Below are 19,556 nucleotides of genomic sequence, written 5' to 3'. Positions count from 1 at the left end.
CGAACACTATATTTAGAACAAAAGCAAAACATACACCCATGTTCTAGTTTAGTTCACGAAATAGGTCAACAGGAATCGCCACCCGAACGCGTGAAAGTGGTGTCAAAACGATTCCGAACGAGAGACCGCTTGCCGCTTGAGTGTCGCGGCGCCGACCTAAACGGAGCCGAGATGCGCGTCGAGCAGGATTACGGGAACGCGCTGCCCGGCTTTTGCGGCGGGTGCGCGGGGGGGACGAATCACGAGGCAATCGGCCTGTGCCAAGCGCGAGAGCATGGAGCTGTCCTGCACGTCGAATGGCGTCGCAACCAATTCCCCATCGGGTGCGCGCGCGACGCGGGAGCGCAGATAGTCCTGCCGTCCGTCATTCGAATCGAGGTCCCGGCCGAGCCTGGCACTCACGGGCAACTCGGCAAGCCCCTCAAGGCCGAGCATTCGATCCAGCGCTGGGCGGAGAAAGATGATCGCACAGACCATCGACGATACGGGATTGCCTGGAAAACCGAGGAGCGGGGTATCGCCGAGCCTGCCGAAGATAAGCGGCTTTCCCGGCCGCATGGCAATTTTCCAGAAATCGACGGCGAGGCCGCGTTCGGCGAGCGCACTTTGCACGAGGTCATGATCGCCGACCGAAGCGCCTCCGGTCGTGACGAGAAGATCCGCACCCTTCGCCCCCGCGGCCAATGCTTGCAGCGATTCGCGCGTGTCCTGGGCGATGCCGAGATTGATCGGCTCGCCACCCCATGCGGCGATCGCGGACATGAGAGCCAGCGCGTTCGAACTCACGATCTGGTTCGGCCCGAGCGGGTCGCCGGGCATGACGATCTCGTTGCCGGTCGCGAGCACGGCCACACGCGGACGGCGATGCACTGAAATCCAAGGCACGTTCATCGCGGCGGCGAGGCCCACGTCGCGCGCGCCGAGCCGCCGGCCGGCCGCGATGCCGACGTCGCCCGATCTGAAATCGAGCCCCGCGGGGCGGATGAAGCGGCCCGCTTCGGCACCTTCGAGCACTTTGATCGTGGTCCCCGCCACTTCGACGTTTTCCTGAATGACGATCGTTTCCGCACCTGCGGGGACCGGACCGCCCGTAAGAATCCGCACCGCCTGGCCGGGCTCGAGGATGGCATCGTATGCGCCACCCGCCGGTGCCACGCCGACGACCTGAAGCGCCGCCGGAACCTTTGCCACGTCCGCCGCGCGAACGGCATAACCATCCATGGCCGAGACGGCGACTGGAGGCTGGGTCACGCGCGCAATGACGTCTTCCGCAAGCACGCGGCCGAGGGCGTCGGCCACGCTCACCTGTTCGGCCGCCAACGGGCTGAAGACGGCAAGAATGCGCGCCAATGCTTCTTCAACTGAAAGCATTAATCCGCCTTGTAATCTCCGGATTTACCGCCGCTTTTTTCAACAAGACGAATGTCGGTCAGGCGCATTGCGCGATCGATCGCCTTGCACATGTCGTAGACGGTGAGGGCGGCCACCGCCACGGCCGTGAGCGCTTCCATCTCGACGCCGGTGCGGCCTACGGTCTTGCACGTGGCGGTAATATCGACGGCACTTCGGGCGCGATCGCATTCGAGCCGCACCTCGACCGAGTCGAGCGATAGCGGATGGCAAAGGGGAATGAGGTCGGGTGTGCGTTTCGCCGCCATGATGCCCGCGAGTCGAGCCACGCCGAGCACGTCCCCTTTTTTGACGCCTCCTTCCACGATACGCTCAAGCGTGGCGGGGGCCATGAGCACGCTACCCTTGGCGATAGCCACACGCGCGGTTTCCGCCTTGGCCGAGACATCGACCATCACCGCCTTGCCTTCCTTATCGAAGTGGGTGAGACCCGCCACGCGCCGCCTCATGCGCTCGCGCGGTGGCGGCGCGAGGTGGGGTGGGCGAGGAGGGCGCGCGTCGCGGCCTCCACGTCGTCTTTCGCCATGAGCGATCCGCCGACGAGAAAACAACCGACACCCGCCTTGGCCATTCGGGCAAGATCGTCCGGCGTTTCCAGCCCGCTTTCGCATACGACGACCCGCTCCCTGGGAACGCGCGGGGCCAGTCGCTCGGTCGTCGCGATATCGACCTTGAGGGACTTGAGATCGCGATTGTTGATGCCGATGAGCCGGCACGGCAAATCCAGCGCTCGCGCGAGCTCGCTTGCGTCGTGGACTTCGACCAGCACGTCCATCCCCCATTCGCCCGCAAGATGTGCGAGCGTCAGCGCGGTCTCATTTTCCAGTGCGGCCATGATGAGAAGGATGCAATCTGCCCCGAGCGCGCGCGCCTCGACCACCTGGTAAGGATCGAGGATGAAATCCTTGCGCAGCACTGGAAGAGCCACTGCGGCGCGTGCGGCAACAAGATGCTCGTCCTTGCCTTGAAAGTAGGGCTCGTCCGTCAACACGGAAAGACAGGCGGCACCACCTTTGGCATAGGCGCGCGCCAGGGCCGCGGGGTCGAAATCCGCACGGATGAGGCCCTTGCTCGGCGAGGCGCGTTTGATTTCCGCGATCAGTCCGTATCCGCCGCTTGCAATCGCTTCGTCGAGGCGTTTTGCGAAACCGCGGGGGGGCGATGCGCCGCGCGCCACCGCTTCCAGCTCGGTCAACGGCCGGCTCGCCTTGCGCGTCACGATCCCGGCTCTCTTTTCTCCGCAGATTTTTGCGAGTACGTCCTCCATGGTCACGCTCGGCCGTTGGTGATGTCGACGAGCTTGTCGAGCACGGCTCGCGCGCGTCCCTGGTCGATTGCCGTCGCGGCCAAGGCAACCCCCGCGCGCAAATCCTTGGCCTTGCCTGCGACCAGCAATGCCGCCGCACTGTTGTAGAGCACGAAGTCGCGAAATGCGCCGTGCGTGCCGCTCAGCACCGCGAAGAGGGCTTTGGCATTTTGCTGAGCATCTCCCCCCTTGAGTTCGGCGAGTTCCGCTCTATCGAGACCGGCATCCGCGGGTGAAATTTCGAAGTTGGCGACTTTGCCGTCCTTCCACTCGGAGACGAAACTCGGACCTGTCAATGTCAACTCATCGAGCCCGTCGCTGCCGTGCACGACCCAGGCCCGTTCTGCGCCGAGGTTGCCGAGCACGCGGGCCATCGGTTCGACCCATTGTTTGGCAAAGGTGCCGGCAAGATATCGCTTCACGAGGGCCGGGTTCGAAAGCGGGCCGAGCAGATTGAATATGGTGCGCGTGCCGAGTTCAACGCGCGTCGGGCCGACATTCCGCATGGCGCTGTGATAGCGCGGTGCGAGCATGAATCCGATACCGGCCTCGGCGATGGCGCGCTCGACGACCTCGAATGCTGCGTCAATATTGACGCCGAGGGCGGCCAGCACGTCGCCCGCACCGGATTTGGACGAGATCGCGCGATTGCCGTGCTTTGCGATCGGCACACCACAGGCCGCGACCACGATGGCGCTCGCGGTCGAGACATTATGGGTGCCGTGGGCGTCGCCGCCGGTCCCGACAATATCCATTGCGTTCGGGGGTGCGGCGATATGTTGCGCCTTGGCGCGCATGATCGAAGCCGCACCGGTAATCTCATCGATCGTCTCGCCGCGCACCCTGAGCGCCATCAGGAAAGCGCCCATCTGAGACGGTGTTGCATTCCCCGACATGATGATGTCGAAAGCAAGCTCGGCTTCTTGGCGCGAAAGGGTCTTTCCCGCCGCAACATGTGCAAGCATTTGTTTGAGGTCCGCGAGATCGCCCGTCATGCAGCGAGCGCTCCGGGCTTTGCGAGTGCTAGAAAATTGGCGAGCAGCTTATGGCCCTCCGCCGTCTCGATGCTCTCTGGATGAAATTGCACGCCGAAAATCGGGAATTGGCGATGGCGCAGGCCCATGACGATTCCTTCGTTCGTCCGGGCGGTGACCTCGAGACAGGTCGGCAAGCCTTCGTGGGCGCAAATGAGGGAGTGGTATCGCGTCGCGGGAAATGGGTTGGCAAGACTGCGGAAGATGTCGCGGCCGTTGTGGTGAATGAGGCTCGTCTTGCCATGCATCGGCACGGGCCCGCGCACGATCCGGCCGCCAAAGGCTTGGCCGACCGCCTGATGGCCGAGACAGACGCCGAGAATGGGGAAGCGTCCCGCCGCGGCATTGACGAGAGGCACGCAAATACCGGCGCGATCCGGATCGCACGGACCGGGCGATAGAATGATTCCTTCGGGCGCCATGGCGACGGCGTCTTGCACGCTGATTGCGTCGTTGCGCCATACCGACACCTCGGCACCCAGTTCACCCAGGTAATGAAAGAGGTTGTAGGTGAAACTGTCGTAGTTATCGATCAGTAGATACATGGACGCCCTATGGAATCCCGGTTGTTTCCGCGCGGACGCGCTGCTCGCGCCAAGTCGTCGAGGTCATCCGGTTATAACAGGTCGCCCACGGGCGCGAAAGGCGAGGGGGTCCTTGGGTTATTACCTTGGCGTGGGACGGACGGGATGGCCTTGGACCCTACGCCTCGCACTCGAAATTCGGCGCCTGACGCCCATGCAGTCGCGCGTGCAATCTTACCGCCATGCCACTATATTTCGGGGGATGGCGCGGCGTGCACGACAGCATATTGGGAAACGGTCGCGGGGCCCGGGCCGCCGCTCCAAGCTCCTGACCGGCTGGAGCATCTGGCTCGGGTGGCGTCTAGCCGACGCGGCGGAACGGCTCCGCGTGGGTTTTCGCGCGCACCCAGCACGCGGCCACAGGGCCATGAAAGGCAAACCGGTAACGCCGACAAGGCGACTTGCCATGGTTGGGATGGCGATTGCACTCGGCGTTGCGATCGGCGTCCTTGCCGGCGGCGGACATCGTTCCCATGAGGCATGGAAAACAGCACTCGCGCCGAAAATCGACGGCGGGAGCAATATCGTCAAAATCCCACTCGCCGATCAGCTGGCCGAAGCAGCCAAGACGACCCCACCGTCGGCTGTGACAGCCCCGACACCCAAGCTCATCACGTCCCATGAGGATCCGCGGGTGGTCTATGAGGAGGTGGCTCCCGAGGCATCGTCCGGCAAGCAAAGCGGGGGTGCGCAGGAACGCGACGGCAAACCGATAATGCTCGGAAGCCTGTCGAGCTTCGCATCGAAGCCGATTGAGGGGCCGAAGCCGCTCTGGCTTCGCAATGCTCAGGCAATCCCCGACACGCACGGAAGGCCAATCGTCGCCCTGGTGATCGATGATGTCGGCCTCGACCGCAAGCGCGCCGAACGCGCAATGCGCCTCCCGGCCCCGGTGACACTCTCATTCATGACCTATGCGCCCGAGGTTTCCGTTCAGACCCATGAAGCAAGCTCCCTCGGCCACGAACTCATGGTGCATTTCCCGATGGAGCCCGACAATCCGCGCGTCGACCCCGGTCCCCATGCATTGCGCGTGAGCGAGAGCGCCGCCGAAATCGAGGAAAATCTTAATTGGGGTTTGGGGCAGTTCTCGGGTTACGTCGCGATCAACAATCACATGGGCAGCAAATTCACGCGAGATGCCCAAGGCATGCGCGTCGTCATGCAGGAACTCAAGGCGAGAGGGCTCTTCTTTCTCGATTCGCGCACGACAAGTGCGACCGTCGGTCCCGCCGAGGCGCGCCAAGCCGGGTTGCCCTACCTCGAACGCGACATCTTCCTCGACAATGTCGATTCCCACGAGGCGGTCGCGGCACAGCTTGCCGAGGTCGAGCGCGCGGCACGCCACTACGGTTATGCGATCGCGATCGGCCATCCGCGGGACACCACCCTCGACGTCCTCGAGAAATGGACTGCCGACGTCTCCTCTCGCGGCTTGGCTCTCGTCCCGATCAGTGCCGTGATGCGATTGAAGCTCGCAGCGGAACAAGCGAGGGTGAGCGGATAAGGTCGAGCAAACTTACCGCCGGCTCGCGAACCGAACGGCCTCCTCGGCCGCACGAACAAGCGCGCGGGCTTTGTTGCGCGTTTCCTGGTATTCCGCCTCGGGATCGCTATCCGCGACGACCCCACCACCCGCTTGCACATACATGGTGCCGTCCTTTACGAGTGCCGTTCTGAGTGCGATGCAGGTATCCATGGCGCCATTGGCCGCAAAATAGCCGACCGCGCCGGCGTATATGCCGCGTCGCTCGGGTTCGAGCTCATCGATGATCTCCATCGCGCGAATCTTGGGAGCACCGGACACCGTGCCGGCTGGAAACCCCGCGATCAAGGCGGCGAGCGCGTCGTGCTTCGAGTCGAGAACGCCTTCGACATTCGACACGATATGCATGACGTGGGAGTAGTATTCGACTTGCATCTTCTCGGTCACTTTCACGGTGCCGATTCTCGCGACCCGTCCCACGTCGTTTCGCGCAAGGTCGAGCAACATGAGATGCTCGGCCAATTCCTTGGGATCGGCGAGAAGATCGTCGGCGAGAGCCTTATCCTCGGCGGCATCTTTGCCACGTGGTCGCGTGCCGGCGATTGGACGGATCGTAACGACGCCGTCGCGCAGACGGACAAGGATTTCAGGGCTCGATCCGACAACCGCAAAGCCGCCGAAATCGAGGTAGAAGAGGAACGGCGAAGGATTGAGCCGGCGAAGGGCCCGGTAGAGTGCAAAGGGCGGCAATTTGAAGGGGAGGGCGAAACGTTGAGACGGCACGACCTGGAAGATGTCGCCGGCCCGTATATACGACTTCGCTTGCTCGACGAACGAATGATACCTCTCCCGCGTCACGTTCGAACGCGGCTCGCCAATCTCGGCATGACCGGCCGTGGTTTCCCTGCGATAGGTCACGCTCCGCTCGAATTCGGCGACAAGATCGGCGAGGCGTTCCTGGGCCAGATCGAATGCTTGCTCGGCCGAGATGCCACTTTCAGGCCATACGGGCGTGAAAATCGTCACTGAGTCTTCGAGGCTGTCGAACACGGCGACGATGGTCGGTCGGAGAAAAATGGCATCGGGGATGTCGAGCACGTCGGGGTTCGCGTCGGGCAGACGCTCCATCTGACGCACCATGTCATAGCCCATGTAACCGAAGAGGCCCGATGCCATCGGCGGCAATTCGGCGGGGAGCTCGAACCGGCATTCCTCGATGAGTCCGCGCAAGGACTCGAGGGGAAGGTTTGAGCACGGTTCGAATGCGTTGGCGTCGACGCGCGCGCGGCGGTTGATCTCGGCTTTGCCATGCGAGGAGCGCCAGATGAGGTCCGGCTTGAGGCCCACGAAGGAATAGCGGTTGCGTACCCCGCGCTCGACCGATTCGAAAAGGAATGAGTTGGGCCGCCCGTCCGCCAGTTTGAGCATTGCGGAAACGGGCGTGTCGAGGTCGGCGATGAGGGTCGTCCAAACGACCTGCGGCTTACCTGCGCCGTAGGAGCGAGCGAACTCGCCAAACGCCGGCCTGATTGTCATGGCATCGTCGCTGATGTTGGCGACTTCATGACCCGATCATGCTCTCGAGCACGCTCTGATTCACTTCCACCCCGTACTTGGCGCGAAGGGCGTCGGAGAAATCGTTCAAGAGTTCTCCGGCGATGGCGCCGTCAATCTGGTCGTGCAGCCGCTTGACCCCTGCTTCGTCCAACTTTGGGTCGGCCGGCACGATGGAGACAAGTTTGGCGACCATCGCACCTTGAGGTGTTGCAGCCATCGTCGCGTCGCCGACCTTGGCGCCGAAGAGGGCCGCGATGAGCTCGGGCGTCATGCCCGCGGCAGCACCCTCCGCCGTGCGTGTGAAGGGTTTGGACGTCATGAACGTATAGCCGCCCTCTTTGGCGATTTCTTGAAGGTTTCCCCCGCCTCGTACCTTGTCGAGTATGGTCGCTGCGATCTTGCCGGCCGCCTTGCCTTTTTCCTCCGCCATCACGGCCTCGAGCACCTTGTCGCGTACGTCGGCAAGGGGGCGGAGCTGGCTCGGGACCACGTTGTCGACCCGCAAGATGAAATACCCGCCTTGGCCGTCGTCTATGAGATCGCTCACACGACCCGCCTGGCTGGAAAAAGCGGTCGACAACAGCTTCGGAAGTTTCGCGAGGTCGTCAACCGGTTTGCCGTCGGGGGCGTTACCATTTCCATCGACGGCCTCGAATTTCTGAACCTTGAGCTTGAGGCGTTGACCTGCCTCTTCGAGGCTGGCGCCGCCACCGAGCGCGTCTTGAAGCTTATTCCCGACGTCGAATACCGCATCCGACGCTTCGCGCATCGCGATGTCGTGGGTAAGCTTGTCCTTGACGTCGTCGAGCGTCTGCGTCCGGCTTTCGAGCACTTTTTCGACCTGAACGATGTGCCAACCGAGCGGGCTTTGCACCGGTGCGGTTACCCCGCCCTCGGGCGCTTCGAATGCCGCTCTCCCGAGTTCCGGGCTGGCCACATCGGATTCTTGCACCGTGCCGAGATCGAGCGGACCCTTGCCGGTTACATCTTGAGCCGCCTTCTCGAACGTTTCGCCAGCTGCGATCAAAGCCGCGGCCTTCTTTGCCGTCGCCTCGTCGGGAACGAGGATTTGGCGCAGTGTGCGCTCTTCGGGGACACGGAATTCGGCAATGCGGGCCTCGTACTCGTCCTTGAGGCGATCCTCGGGAACCTTGATGTCGGCGGCCAGATCGGCCGGGTGAATTTCAATCGCGGTGATGGCCCGGTATTCCGGTGCGGTAAAGGCTTCGGCATGTTCCTTGCGGTAGGTGTCGAGCTCGGCGTCGGTCGGTGTCGGGACATCCTTGACCGAGGCGGCAGAGACGACCAGAGCATCCGCAACCCTGCGCTCGTTTCGATAGCGATAGAGATGGTCGACGAGCGCTTGCGGGACCGTGGCGCCCGCGGCCACGGCTTCCGTCACCTGGCCCCGCGCAAGGTCGTGACGGAGTGTGGCGACGAAACGGTCCTCGGTATAGTTTGCGTTGTAGAGGATATTCTGGAAGAGGTCGCGATCGAATTCGCCCTGCGCATTGCGGAATTGCGGATTGTCGACGATCGATTGACGCACGGTCGCATCGCCGATGGCGACATTCGCATCGCGCGCCGCCAGATCGAAGAGAACCCTGCCGATCATCTCCTCGACCACGCGTTGGGGCACGCCCAGTTCGCGTGCGTGCTGGGCGTCAAGCTCGGTCTGAAGGACCGTCTGTAACCGACGGACTTCGCGTCGGTATTCGTCTTGAAATTCCTGGGGCATGATTCGCACCGAACCGACTTCCGCGACCGCTGTCAGCCGACCGCCGCGGCGGAAAACGTCGCCGATGCCCCAGATGCCGAAGCTGACGATAAGCATGCCGAACATGACCGCGACGACGACGCGAGCCACGATTTTTCTGAGGGGTGTCTTCTCCTGCTTCTCCGGCATCGTTTCAAAATCTTTCCGCTGGGCGGGTGATTGTCCGCTATTTCAAAGTCTTAGTAGGTGCTCATCGACGCGTGAGGCGCGGCATAATAGAAGCGGCGAAAGTAGCGGGCAACAATGGATTGGCGGACGGCAACCGCCACAATTCCTTACGGGGCACCCTTCGTGTTAGAGAACGCCACTCAACGGAGCGTTGGAGATATGACGCGTAAGCCACTCATCGCCGGAAATTGGAAGATGCACGGCACCGGCGCGGGTAAAACAGGCCTCGACGGCTTGGCGCTCGTTGGCGCACTCCTCGCAAAATTGCGCGAAGGCCCCCCACCACAGTGCGACCTGCTCATTTGCCCTCCGGCCACGCTGCTTTCGCGCGTGGCGACGCTGATAAAGGGCAGTGCTATCGCACTCGGGGGGCAAGACTGCCACGCGAAGGAAAGTGGGCCGCACACCGGCGACGTGAGTGCCGAGATGCTCGCAGATGCCGGTTGCCGCTACGTCATCGTGGGCCACTCGGAGCGAAGGTCCGATCATGGCGAGAGCGATGCGGTTGTGCGGGCGAAAGCAGAAGCCGTCCACCGTGCCGGTCTAGCTGCCATTGTCTGCGTGGGCGAGACCGAGGCCGAGCGCCTCGCCGTCAAGGCCGAAGCTGTTGTCGGACGACAAATCGCAGGCTCACTGCCAACAGCCGCCAGTTCGACGAACACGATCATCGCGTATGAACCGGTTTGGGCGATCGGTACGGGCCGCGTGCCAAGGGTCGAGGACATCGCGGCAATGCACGGTTTCGTTCGGAAGACGCTCGCGCGAAACCGGGCCGACCTTGCCGATATGCGCATCCTTTATGGCGGATCGGTCAAGGGGTCGAATGCGACCGAAATCCTCCCCACCGCCGACGTCGACGGCGCCCTCGTGGGCGGGGCGAGCCTCAACGCCGAGGAATTCTGGGCCATCGCCCGGGCGTGCCCGTGATTCGCGTGCCCTACTGGCCACGGGGAGAGATTCGGCGAATTGGGCCGGCTTCCCATGAGCAGGCAAGTCCCCCCTGGCAAATTCGCGTCCAAGGCACTAAATAACCGCACGCCATGGGGGCGTGTCCATCGGAGTGGGCCGCCGTGCCCTCCGTGAAATCTCGAAGGTCCGGGTAATGACCGCTGTACTCGTCGTAATTCATATGATCCTTGCGATCGCACTCATCGCGGTCGTGCTGCTCCAGCGCAGCGAAGGTGGTGCGCTTGGGATCGGCGGCGGTGGCGGCATGAGCGGATTCATGACCGGGCGAGGAGCCGCGAACCTGCTGACCCGCACGACGGCGATATTGGCGGCTGCGTTCATGCTCGTGAGTCTGACACTTGCGTTTCTCGCAAGCCATGCGCCGCAGCAGCGTTCGATCATCGATCAGCCGGCAACGAAGACCTCGGCGCCCGCGATACCGAGTCCGCCCGCGACTCCGACCGCCCCAACTCCCGCACCGGCCGCACCCCCGGCGAACGCGCCGGCATCGGGAACGCCCGCAGCCCCATCGGGGCCGCAGCCTCCTGCGGCGCAGTAGCGCTCCTGTCAAGCGCATTATTTTCGAATGGCAGCGTTGCGGTCGCTGCTTTCCGTTTCTATTGCCGCACCGTGACGCTATAATGATGGTCCATGCAACGGTATATCTTCATTACCGGCGGCGTGGTCTCCTCACTTGGTAAGGGTATCGCCTCCGCCTCGTTGGGCGCGCTTCTCCAGGCGCGTGGATTCACCGTCCGGCTTCGAAAGCTGGATCCTTACATCAATGTCGATCCGGGAACGATGAGTCCCTATCAGCATGGCGAGGTCTACGTGACCGATGACGGTGCTGAGACCGACCTCGATCTCGGTCATTACGAACGCTTCACGGGCGTTGCCTCGCGGCGCAGCGATAACGTGACGACGGGCCGCATCTACTCCGACGTCATCGCGCGGGAACGCCGGGGCGATTATCTAGGTGCGACCGTGCAGGTGATTCCCCACATTACCGATGCGATCAAGGAATTCATCCTGGCCGACGCGGGAGGTGCCGATTTCGTGCTCTGCGAAATCGGCGGCACCGTCGGCGATATCGAGGGGCTACCGTTCCTCGAGGCGATACGTCAGATCGGCAACGAGCTGGGACCGGAGCGCGTCTTGTTCGTGCACCTCACGCTGGTGCCCTACATCCCGAGTTCCCATGAGCTGAAGACCAAGCCGACGCAACACTCCGTCAAGGAACTTCAGAGCGTCGGGATCAAGCCTGATATCCTCCTCTGCCGAAGCGAATGGCCGATCCCGGTCAACGAACGCCGAAAGATTGCCCTCTTCTGCAATGTTCGAGAGGAGTGCGTGATCCAAGCGCTCGACGTCTCGACGATCTACGAAGTGCCGCTTCGCTACCACGCCGAAGGATTTGACACCCAAGTCATCAAGCATTTCGGGGTCAAACACGTGAATGGGCCGGATCTCTCGCGCTGGCGTCATATCGTGGAGCGCGTGCAAAAGCCCGAAGGCGAGGTGACGATCGCGGTGGTCGGCAAATACACTCACCTCCTCGATGCCTACAAGTCGCTTTCCGAGGCGCTCAGCCACGGCGGGATCGCGAATCATGTGCGCGTCAAGCTGAATTGGCTCGATTCGGAAATCTTCGAGCGCGACGACGCGACCCAGCGACTCGAAAGCGTTCACGGCATACTCGTGCCGGGAGGATTCGGGGAGCGCGGTTCGGAAGGGAAAATCCAGGCCGCACGCTTCGCTCGCGAGCGCAATGTGCCTTATTTCGGTATCTGCTTCGGAATGCAGATGGCGGTGATCGAAGTCGCTCGCAACATCGTGGGCCTGGCGGGCGCCAGCTCGACGGAGTTCGGACCTGCGGAGCATCCAGTGGTCGGGCTTCTCACCGAGTGGATGCGGGGCAACGTGCTCGAACAGCGCGGCATCGGCGACAATCTCGGCGGCACCATGCGCCTTGGCGCTTACGACTGCGTGCTTTCGAAAGGCAGCAAAGTGCATGACGCCTATGCCGCGGATATGATCAGCGAGCGCCATCGCCATCGCTATGAAGTGAACGTCAATTATAAGCCCCAGCTCGAGAAGGCCGGCATGCATTTCTCGGGCATGTCGCCCGACGGCGAATTGCCGGAGATCGTGGAAATCCCGCGCCATCCCTGGTTCGTCGGCGTACAATTCCATCCAGAGCTTAAATCCAAGCCGCTCGATCCCCATCCGCTGTTCAAGTCCTTCATAAAGGCGGCGGTCGATCAGAGCAGGTTGGTGTAGAGACACCGGCACCTAATTCCGTTAATCGAGACGACTCATGACGAAACCGCACCGCGTTCGCATCGACAAGCTGACCGTGGGCAACGATCTGCCTTTCACGCTTATCGCCGGGCCATGTGCGCTCGAATCGCGTCAGCACGCCCTCGAAATGTCGCAGGCGATCAAGGAAATCACCACGCGCCTCGGCATCGGCCTTATCTACAAAACTTCGTTCGACAAGGCGAACCGCACCTCGATCGACAGCCCCCGCGGCATGGGCCTTTCGGAGAGCTTGCCGATCCTGGCCGAGGTGCGCGAGCGCCATGGCATCCCGGTCTTGACCGACGTGCACGAGCCCCAGCAATGCGCCGTCGTGGCGCAAGCGGTCGACGTGCTGCAAATCCCCGCCTTCCTTTGCCGCCAGACCGACCTGCTCGTTGCGGCCGCACATACCGGTCGCGCGATCAACGTGAAGAAGGGGCAGTTCCTAGCACCGTGGGACATGGCGAACGTCGCCGCCAAGATCGCGCACGAGGGCAATACCGATATTCTGCTGACGGAGCGAGGGGTTTCGTTCGGGTACAACACGCTCGTATCCGACCTGCGCGCCTTGCCGATCATGGCAAGGACCGGCTACCCCATCGTCTTCGATGCCACCCATTCCGTTCAGCAGCCGGGCGGGCATGGCACGACAAGCGGGGGCCAGCGCGAGTTCGTGCCGATCCTTGCACGCGCCGCCATCGCGGTCGGTGTTGCCGCCGTGTTCATGGAAACGCACCAGGATCCCGATAAGGCGCCGAGCGACGGGCCCAACATGGTGAAGCTCAAGGACCTGCCCGGCCTCCTCGAAACCCTTCTTTCCTTCGATCGCGTCGCGAAGGCCAAACCGGTCGCGGTGTGAGGTTCCTCGTACTTACGGCGCCACCCGGATCGACTCAGAAGATCACTTCCTGCGCCGGATACCTTCCTTCATCATTGCCATGCTCTGCATGACCGGCACCCTTCGCGTGGACGACGGCCCGGGCATGACGGTTATGGAGTGTTTTGCGCAGAGCCCGGCGCGCTAAAATCTAATTTTGACAGCCCCAGATCTCTCCCTTCGTCATGCCCGGGCTTGACCCGGGCATCCACGTGCTTCTGCCCAATCGCTGAAAGACGTGGATGGCCGGGTCTCGGCCTTTGCCCGGCCCGGCCATGACGGATTAAGCATGTGTCCTCGAAGACGTTCGCAATCTCTCTGCGGCTGCCTGCAGCCGCCCTTGCGTCCCTCGGCTGGGGCCGCTATCTCTCACGCGGCGTATCGTTCACAGTGTCCTTGCCTCGAGGGACGTCATGACCGCAATCACCGACATCCGTGCCCGCGAGATTCTGGATAGTCGTGGCAATCCGACTGTTGAAGTCGACGTGGTGCTCGAAACCGGGACAATCGGGCGGGCCGCAGTGCCCTCTGGTGCTTCGACCGGCACCCATGAGGCGGTCGAACTCAGGGACGGCGACAAGAAGCGCTATGGCGGAAAAGGTGTTCTGCGAGCGGTCGACGTGGTCAATGGCGAGATCTTCGATGCACTGTCGGGCTTCGATGTGGAGGAGCAGAGCCACATCGACGGCACCATGATCAAGCTCGATGGGAGCGCCAATAAGTCGCGCCTCGGGGCCAACGCAATCCTCGGCGTGAGCCTGGCTGCGGCAAAGGCGGCGGCGGAGGAGCGCGGGTTGCCGCTCTATCGCTATATCGGCGGCGTTTTCGCGCACACATTGCCCGTTCCGCTCATGAACATCGTCAATGGCGGCGTGCATGCGGACAACCCCATCGACATCCAGGAATTCATGATCGCACCGATCGGCGCGCCGACCGTCGCCGAAGCGATCCGCATGGGCTCGGAAGTGTTCCATGCCCTCAAGAAGCAGCTCGGCGATGCGGGGCACAATACGAACGTCGGAGACGAAGGCGGCTTCGCGCCGAACCTCAGAAGTGCCGACGAAGCGCTTGGCTTCATTGCAAAAGCAGTCGAATCGACGGGCTATGAACTTGGGCTGGACATTGCCCTCGCCCTCGACCCGGCGTCGACCGAGTTTTACAAAGGCGGCAAGTACGTGCTGGAAGGCGAAGGCAAGAAACTCGATTCAGCGGGAATGGTCGAGTACTACCGCACCCTCGTGAAACGCTATCCGATCGTCTCCATCGAGGATGGCATGGCCGAAGACGATTTCGAGGGATGGGCGGAACTTACGTCGGCACTCGGCAAGCAGATCCAACTCGTCGGCGACGATCTTTTTGTGACGAACCCGGAGCGTCTCCGGATGGGTATCGAGAAAGGGCTCGCGAATGCGGTTCTGATCAAGCTCAATCAGATCGGCACATTGACCGAGACGCTTCGAGCCATTGAGATCGGGCGGAACGCCGGCTACCGGGCCGTTATCTCCCACCGCTCTGGCGAGACCGAGGATTCGACCATCGCCGATCTCGCCGTCGCAACCAACTGCGGGCAAATTAAAACAGGTTCGCTCTCGCGATCGGACCGTCTCGCAAAATACAATCAACTTATCCGCATCGAGGAAGAATTGGGCCCGACGGCACGCTATGCGGGCAAGTCTGTCTTTCGTTAGCCGCGAAGCGACTCGGATGGCTCGCAAGCAATTCCGGAATCTGTTCACGCGCAGTGAGTGAGTCATTTCGGCAACGGTTGCCGCTGGCGCACAAGGAAAATGAATCGATTTGACCATTACTGACGGTAAATCGCCGGAATTTGCGAATTAGCTATTGACCGCAATGAATCCTCTGTGATTCGATTCTTGCGTGAGCCTCACACGCGAAATATCTCGTCGCTTACCGGGCATATCGGCCCAGCTTGTACTGGCGTGCTTGAGCCTTTACTTCGCCTATCACGCGGTGGAGGGGGATCGCGGTCTCAATGCATGGTGGCAGCTCTCGCAAAAAGTCGAGCTTGCCCAAGCGACGCTCAACGTCGTGAGCAGCCAGCGCGCCGCACTCGAGGCGAGGGCAGCCCTCGTCGGGCAAGGTGGCATCGACCCGGACATGCTTGAAGAACAGGCGCGCGTCCTGCTCAATTTCGGGCGCGCCGACGAAATCGTCATCATGTTACCGAAGGGTGAGGGCGTACGATAACGGGTTGCCGTGTGCGGGGACCAGCACCGACCTCCCGTCAACGAATAAGCTTGGACATGAACGTCCGTCCCGTCGCCTCGAAGGCAAGATGACGGTAAAAATGCGAGAGCCGATGACGCGCCTCGCCCTCCGGCGTCACCACGACGGAAACCGCCGAGCATCCCTTCTTGCGGCACCATGCGGTCGCCTCGTCGACGAGGCCCCTTGCGACTCCACGACCCCGATCGTGCGGCAACACGTAGAGATCGCCGATCTCACCCAGTCGGCCCCATTCGGCGTAGAGCATCGTCGTGACCGTAACGATGCCGACGGCGCGCCCATCCTCCACAGCCAGCGCCGCCCAGCAAGCCTCGTCCGCCATCATGCGTCCGAAATTAAGGGCGAGCTTTTCGCGCGGTGTCGTGAAACCCTCTTCCTGGAAGAAGGACCAGAGAAGCTCGACGGCATCGTTTCGGTTCAGGTCCGTAATTGGATCGATCTTCAGCACCTCGGCTGCCTCGTCTTTTAGTTGTGGACCTAATTTGACGCACGGCACGCAGAATTGTTTCGGCATCGGGAAAAATCGAACGCTCCTGGGGCGCTTTTGTCTCGCCCAATGACACAGTGAGGATGGCGCCGGCGGCCGAAAAACTTGACCGCCCGCCGGTGCGTTAACTGGAAACGAGTTAATTCATCATTGTGCATTGCACGATAATGGTTTTTCACCGCGCGTTTTCTTGAAAACCAAGCCCCGGAGAGCTACAAAACCCTTGAGGGCAGGGGGCGGTCGAAAGCGGCCGCACATCGTTTTTCGAGGACTCATTCCAGGGAGACGTCATGGCCACCGCAAAAATCGCGCGCGGCAAGTCGCGGGCGCAAAACAGCGCCGCCGACGAACTCATCGAATACTACCGAAAAATGTTACTCATCCGGCGGTTCGAGGAGAAGGCCGGCCAGATGTATGGCATGGGCCTGATCGGTGGATTTTGCCATCTCTATATCGGTCAGGAGGCCGTCGTGGTCGGCATGCAGGCCGCGATCACGCCCCAGGACTCTGTCATCACAAGCTACCGCGATCACGGCCACATGCTCGCCTGCGGCATGGACCCGAAGGGGGTGATGGCGGAGTTGACGGGCCGGCGCGGCGGGTACTCCAAAGGCAAGGGCGGGTCGATGCATATGTTTAGCGCCGAGAAGAACTTCTTCGGCGGGCATGGCATCGTGGGCGCTCAGGTGCCGATCGGCGCGGGACTGGCCTTTGCTTACAAATACCGCTCGGAGGACCGGGTTTCGCTCACCTATCTCGGCGACGGTGCCGTGAACCAGGGCCAAGTCTATGAATCCTTCAACATGGCGGCCCTTTGGAAGCTCCCCGTCGTTTTCGTCATCGAGAACAACAAGTACGGCATGGGTACCTCGATCGAGCGCGCCTCGGCGCGGACCGACCTCTATCATCGTGGCCAGTCTTACGGCATTCCAGGCGAGCAGGTGGACGGCATGGATGTCACGGCGGTGAAGGTTGCGGGCGATAAAGCGGTTGCAAGCGCGCGGACCGGAAAGGGACCCTACATCCTTGAAATGATCACCTATCGTTATCGGGGCCACTCCATGTCGGATCCCGCGAAGTACCGCCCCAAGGACGAGCTTCAAAAAATGCGTCAGGAGCGCGATCCGATCGACCGCTTGCGCGGCAAATTGGAGACCGACGGCGTGATCGACGAAGACGGGCTCAAGCAGATTGATCGCGAGATCAAGGACATCATCACGGCCGCCGCGGACTTTGCGCAAAACAGCCCGGAGCCTGATCCGTCCGAACTCTACACCGACGTATTGGCCGACGCCTAAGGGCCGGGAGGTACCGCATGCCCGTCGAGGTATTGATGCCTGCGCTCTCGCCCACGATGACCGAAGGCAAGCTGGCGCGCTGGGTCAAAAAGGAGGGCGAGAAGGTGAAATCCGGCGACGTGCTCGCCGAAATCGAAACCGACAAGGCGACCATGGAGGTCGAGGCTGTCGACGAAGGAACGCTCGGCAGGATATTGGTGCCGGAGGGTGCCGAGAACGTCGCGGTCAACACGCCGATCGCCATGATCCTGGGCGACGGCGAGAGTGCTGCATCGCTTAGTGCCGCCGCGGCACCGGCCCCGGCCGCGAAACTGCCTCAGCAAGCGCCGACACCGCCGTCACCGACGCCTACCGCACCCGCGGCGGCAGCTCCGCCGAAGCCGGCAATGGCTCCCGCCGCGGCTGCAACGCCCGAATATACCGGAGCGACCAAAACCCAGACCGTGCGCGAAGCCCTGCGCGATGCCATGGCGGAAGAGATGCGCCGCGATCCGCGAATCTTCCTCCTGGGCGAGGAGGTGGCGCAGTACCAGGGTGCGTACAAAGTCAGCCAAGGTCTTTTGGAGGAATTCGGCGAGCGGCGGGTGATCGACAGCCCAATCACCGAGCAAGGCTTCACGGGCTTGGCCGTCGGGGCCGCCTTCAACGGCTTGCTTCCGATCGTCGAGTTCATGACGTGGAACTTTGCCATGCAGGCGATCGACCAGATCATCAATTCGGCCGTCAAGACCCGCTATATGTCGGGCGGGCAGATGCACTGCCCAATCGTCTTTCGGGGGCCGAACGGCGCGGCGTCGCGCGTGGCGGCGCAGCACTCCCAATGTTATGCAAGCTGGTACGGCCACGTTCCGGCCCTTAAAGTCGTCTCGCCCTATTCCGCGGAAGACGCCAAGGGTCTGCTCAAGGCCGCCATCCGCGATCCGAATCCCGTGATCGTCCTCGAAAACGAAATTCTTTACGGCCACAGCTTCCCGGTTCCGGATCATCCGGACTGGATCGTCCCCATCGGCAAAGCCAAGATCGAGCGGCAAGGAACGGACGTCACGATCACTGCGTTTTCGCTCATGGTCCAACGCGCACTTGAGGCCGCGGACGCCCTCGCGAAAGAGGGCATAAGTGCCGAGGTCATCAATCTGCGCACGATCCGCCCACTCGATCGCGCGGCAATCGTCCAATCGGTCAAGAAGACGAACCGGCTCGTCTCGGTCGAGGAGGGGTGGCCCTTTGCCGGTATCGGCTCGGAGTTGGCAGCCGTTATGATGGAAGAGGCATTCGACTGGCTCGATGCGCCGGTTGTGCGCGTCACCGGCGTCGACGTGCCGCTGCCCTATGCCGCGAATTTGGAGCGCATGGCGCTGCCGCACGCCGGCCAGATTGTCGAAGCCGCAAAGAAGGTGCTTTACCGCCCATAGGCGTCCAACGACGTGCTGCGTGAAACCTGCGTGGCACAGCTTGGGGGAGAACTCATGCCGACGCAAATCCTGATGCCAGCACTTTCACCGACCATGACGGAGGGAAAGCTCGCCAAGTGGCTCAAGAAGGAAGGCGACGCGGTCAAGCCGGGCGACGTGCTCGCGGAGATCGAGACCGACAAGGCGACGATGGAAGTCGAGGCGGTGGACGAAGGAACAGTCGGCAAACTCCTGGTTTCCGAAGGCTCGGAGGGAATCGCCGTCAACACGCCGATCGCGGTGTTGCTCGGCGAAGGGGAGGATGCCAGTTCGATCGCAAGCGCGCCGGCGCCGAAGCCCGCTCCCCCGCCCGCGCCGCCGCCATCGCCCGCACCGGCGGCCGCACCCGCGGCACCGATAGCGGGAACGCCATCGCCGCCGAAGGCCGCCGTTCCGCCACCTATCTCGCCTGCGGCTCACGCCGGCAACGGACAGGATCGAATCTTCGCAAGCCCCCTCGCAAAGCGCATGGCCCAGCAGGCGGGTATCGACCTTGCAATCCTTCGCGGCAGCGGACCGCACGGCCGCATCGTGAAGTCCGACGTCGAGAGTGCATTGAGTCGCGGGACCCCTGCGGCACGTCCAGCACCCACACCCGCTCCCGCGGCCGCACCCGCGGCGAAAC

General features: G+C 62.3%; 18 protein-coding genes. 10 read left to right on the top strand and 8 right to left on the bottom strand.

Going from position 1 to position 19,556, the window contains the following annotated elements; genetic code table 11:
* Positions 1–156: 156 nt before the first annotated feature.
* From glp to VEJ16_10610, 5 genes are read right to left on the bottom strand one after another with little or no spacing between them, the layout of a single operon-like run.
* A complete protein-coding gene (gene glp / locus VEJ16_10630; protein ID HYB10116.1) occupies positions 157–1,371 on the bottom strand; it encodes a gephyrin-like molybdotransferase Glp in 1,215 nt (404 codons plus the stop codon).
* Positions 1,371–1,859, bottom strand: a complete 489-nt coding sequence (moaC, locus tag VEJ16_10625; GenBank protein ID HYB10115.1) for a cyclic pyranopterin monophosphate synthase MoaC — start codon at positions 1,857–1,859, stop codon at positions 1,371–1,373. Before moaC ends, glp begins: the two co-directional genes overlap by 1 nt.
* On the bottom strand, positions 1,856–2,677 hold the full coding sequence (gene trpC, locus VEJ16_10620) for an indole-3-glycerol phosphate synthase TrpC (protein ID HYB10114.1): 822 nt from the start codon (positions 2,675–2,677) through the stop codon (positions 1,856–1,858). Before trpC ends, moaC begins: the two co-directional genes overlap by 4 nt.
* A gap of 2 nt (positions 2,678–2,679) precedes the next feature.
* On the bottom strand, positions 2,680–3,711 hold the full coding sequence (gene trpD / locus VEJ16_10615) for an anthranilate phosphoribosyltransferase (GenBank protein ID HYB10113.1): 1,032 nt from the start codon (positions 3,709–3,711) through the stop codon (positions 2,680–2,682).
* Positions 3,708–4,295, bottom strand: a complete 588-nt coding sequence (locus VEJ16_10610; GenBank protein HYB10112.1) for an aminodeoxychorismate/anthranilate synthase component II — start codon at positions 4,293–4,295, stop codon at positions 3,708–3,710. Before VEJ16_10610 ends, trpD begins: the two co-directional genes overlap by 4 nt.
* 406 nt (positions 4,296–4,701) lie before the next feature.
* Here VEJ16_10610 and VEJ16_10605 point away from each other — a divergent pair, with 406 nt between their 5' ends.
* The gene (locus VEJ16_10605) at positions 4,702–5,841 is read left to right on the top strand and encodes a divergent polysaccharide deacetylase family protein (GenBank protein ID HYB10111.1); all 1,140 of its coding nucleotides are present in this window, start codon (positions 4,702–4,704) and stop codon (positions 5,839–5,841) included.
* A gap of 12 nt (positions 5,842–5,853) precedes the next feature.
* On the opposite strand, the gene trpE is transcribed toward VEJ16_10605, so the two are convergent.
* The gene (gene trpE, locus VEJ16_10600) at positions 5,854–7,356 is read right to left on the bottom strand and encodes an anthranilate synthase component I (protein ID HYB10110.1); all 1,503 of its coding nucleotides are present in this window, start codon (positions 7,354–7,356) and stop codon (positions 5,854–5,856) included.
* A 25-nt stretch (positions 7,357–7,381) separates the two neighbouring features.
* Positions 7,382–9,283: a peptidyl-prolyl cis-trans isomerase gene (locus VEJ16_10595; protein HYB10109.1), complete on the bottom strand. Its 1,902-nt coding sequence runs from the start codon at positions 9,281–9,283 to the stop codon at positions 7,382–7,384.
* 198 nt (positions 9,284–9,481) lie between these two features.
* Here VEJ16_10595 and tpiA point away from each other — a divergent pair, with 198 nt between their 5' ends.
* The 6 genes from tpiA to VEJ16_10565 all read left to right on the top strand — a co-directional run bounded on the left by tpiA (position 9,482) and on the right by VEJ16_10565 (position 15,656).
* Complete coding sequence (gene tpiA / locus VEJ16_10590) at positions 9,482–10,249, top strand: triose-phosphate isomerase (GenBank protein HYB10108.1); 768 nt, start codon at positions 9,482–9,484, stop codon at positions 10,247–10,249.
* Between the two features lie 175 nt (positions 10,250–10,424).
* Entirely contained in the window at positions 10,425–10,829 is a 405-nt protein-coding gene (gene secG / locus VEJ16_10585; GenBank protein HYB10107.1) for a preprotein translocase subunit SecG, read from the top strand.
* 92 nt (positions 10,830–10,921) lie between these two features.
* Positions 10,922–12,550 (top strand): CTP synthase, encoded by a 1,629-nt coding sequence (locus VEJ16_10580; GenBank protein ID HYB10106.1) that lies wholly within the window; start codon positions 10,922–10,924, stop codon positions 12,548–12,550.
* 37 nt (positions 12,551–12,587) lie between these two features.
* Positions 12,588–13,430: a 3-deoxy-8-phosphooctulonate synthase gene (kdsA, locus tag VEJ16_10575; protein HYB10105.1), complete on the top strand. Its 843-nt coding sequence runs from the start codon at positions 12,588–12,590 to the stop codon at positions 13,428–13,430.
* Positions 13,431–13,861: 431 nt separating this feature from the next.
* Positions 13,862–15,136: a phosphopyruvate hydratase gene (gene eno, locus VEJ16_10570; GenBank protein HYB10104.1), complete on the top strand. Its 1,275-nt coding sequence runs from the start codon at positions 13,862–13,864 to the stop codon at positions 15,134–15,136.
* A gap of 190 nt (positions 15,137–15,326) precedes the next feature.
* Positions 15,327–15,656, top strand: a complete 330-nt coding sequence (locus VEJ16_10565; GenBank protein ID HYB10103.1) for a septum formation initiator family protein — start codon at positions 15,327–15,329, stop codon at positions 15,654–15,656.
* 37 nt (positions 15,657–15,693) lie between these two features.
* On the opposite strand, the gene VEJ16_10560 is transcribed toward VEJ16_10565, so the two are convergent.
* Positions 15,694–16,209 (bottom strand): GNAT family N-acetyltransferase, encoded by a 516-nt coding sequence (locus tag VEJ16_10560; protein HYB10102.1) that lies wholly within the window; start codon positions 16,207–16,209, stop codon positions 15,694–15,696.
* 263 nt (positions 16,210–16,472) lie between these two features.
* Between VEJ16_10560 and pdhA the strand changes: the two genes are divergently transcribed.
* From pdhA to VEJ16_10545, 3 genes are all read left to right on the top strand, one after another.
* Positions 16,473–17,480, top strand: a complete 1,008-nt coding sequence (pdhA, locus tag VEJ16_10555; protein ID HYB10101.1) for a pyruvate dehydrogenase (acetyl-transferring) E1 component subunit alpha — start codon at positions 16,473–16,475, stop codon at positions 17,478–17,480.
* Positions 17,481–17,497: 17 nt separating this feature from the next.
* Positions 17,498–18,892: a pyruvate dehydrogenase complex E1 component subunit beta gene (locus VEJ16_10550; protein HYB10100.1), complete on the top strand. Its 1,395-nt coding sequence runs from the start codon at positions 17,498–17,500 to the stop codon at positions 18,890–18,892.
* 54 nt (positions 18,893–18,946) lie between these two features.
* A partial coding sequence (locus VEJ16_10545; protein ID HYB10099.1) for a biotin/lipoyl-containing protein occupies positions 18,947–19,556 on the top strand: 610 nt, incomplete at its 3' end.

This window comes from Alphaproteobacteria bacterium (assembly GCA_035625915.1).
GTDB lineage: Bacteria > Pseudomonadota > Alphaproteobacteria > JACZXZ01 > JACZXZ01 > DATDHA01.
The sequence above is the reverse complement of the archived record's forward strand: the minus strand, read 5'-3'. Positions and strand labels throughout refer to the sequence as shown.

Excerpts from the sequence above, each read along its gene's own strand:
- VEJ16_10550 (HYB10100.1), top strand. The coding sequence starts at position 17,498 with ATGCCCGTCGAGGTATTGATGCCTGCGCTCTCGCCCACGATGACCGAA.
- moaC (HYB10115.1), bottom strand. The coding sequence starts at position 1,859 with ATGAGGCGGCGCGTGGCGGGTCTCACCCACTTCGATAAGGAAGGCAAG.
- tpiA (HYB10108.1), top strand. The coding sequence starts at position 9,482 with ATGACGCGTAAGCCACTCATCGCCGGAAATTGGAAGATGCACGGCACC.
- VEJ16_10560 (HYB10102.1), bottom strand. The coding sequence starts at position 16,209 with ATGCCGAAACAATTCTGCGTGCCGTGCGTCAAATTAGGTCCACAACTA.
- secG (HYB10107.1), top strand. The coding sequence starts at position 10,425 with ATGACCGCTGTACTCGTCGTAATTCATATGATCCTTGCGATCGCACTC.
- trpD (HYB10113.1), bottom strand. The coding sequence starts at position 3,711 with ATGACGGGCGATCTCGCGGACCTCAAACAAATGCTTGCACATGTTGCG.
- trpE (HYB10110.1), bottom strand. The coding sequence starts at position 7,356 with ATGACAATCAGGCCGGCGTTTGGCGAGTTCGCTCGCTCCTACGGCGCA.
- VEJ16_10605 (HYB10111.1), top strand. The coding sequence starts at position 4,702 with ATGAAAGGCAAACCGGTAACGCCGACAAGGCGACTTGCCATGGTTGGG.
- VEJ16_10580 (HYB10106.1), top strand. The coding sequence starts at position 10,922 with ATGCAACGGTATATCTTCATTACCGGCGGCGTGGTCTCCTCACTTGGT.
- VEJ16_10595 (HYB10109.1), bottom strand. The coding sequence starts at position 9,283 with ATGCCGGAGAAGCAGGAGAAGACACCCCTCAGAAAAATCGTGGCTCGC.
- kdsA (HYB10105.1), top strand. The coding sequence starts at position 12,588 with ATGACGAAACCGCACCGCGTTCGCATCGACAAGCTGACCGTGGGCAAC.
- glp (HYB10116.1), bottom strand. The coding sequence starts at position 1,371 with ATGCTTTCAGTTGAAGAAGCATTGGCGCGCATTCTTGCCGTCTTCAGC.
- trpC (HYB10114.1), bottom strand. The coding sequence starts at position 2,677 with ATGGAGGACGTACTCGCAAAAATCTGCGGAGAAAAGAGAGCCGGGATC.
- eno (HYB10104.1), top strand. The coding sequence starts at position 13,862 with ATGACCGCAATCACCGACATCCGTGCCCGCGAGATTCTGGATAGTCGT.
- pdhA (HYB10101.1), top strand. The coding sequence starts at position 16,473 with ATGGCCACCGCAAAAATCGCGCGCGGCAAGTCGCGGGCGCAAAACAGC.
- VEJ16_10610 (HYB10112.1), bottom strand. The coding sequence starts at position 4,295 with ATGTATCTACTGATCGATAACTACGACAGTTTCACCTACAACCTCTTT.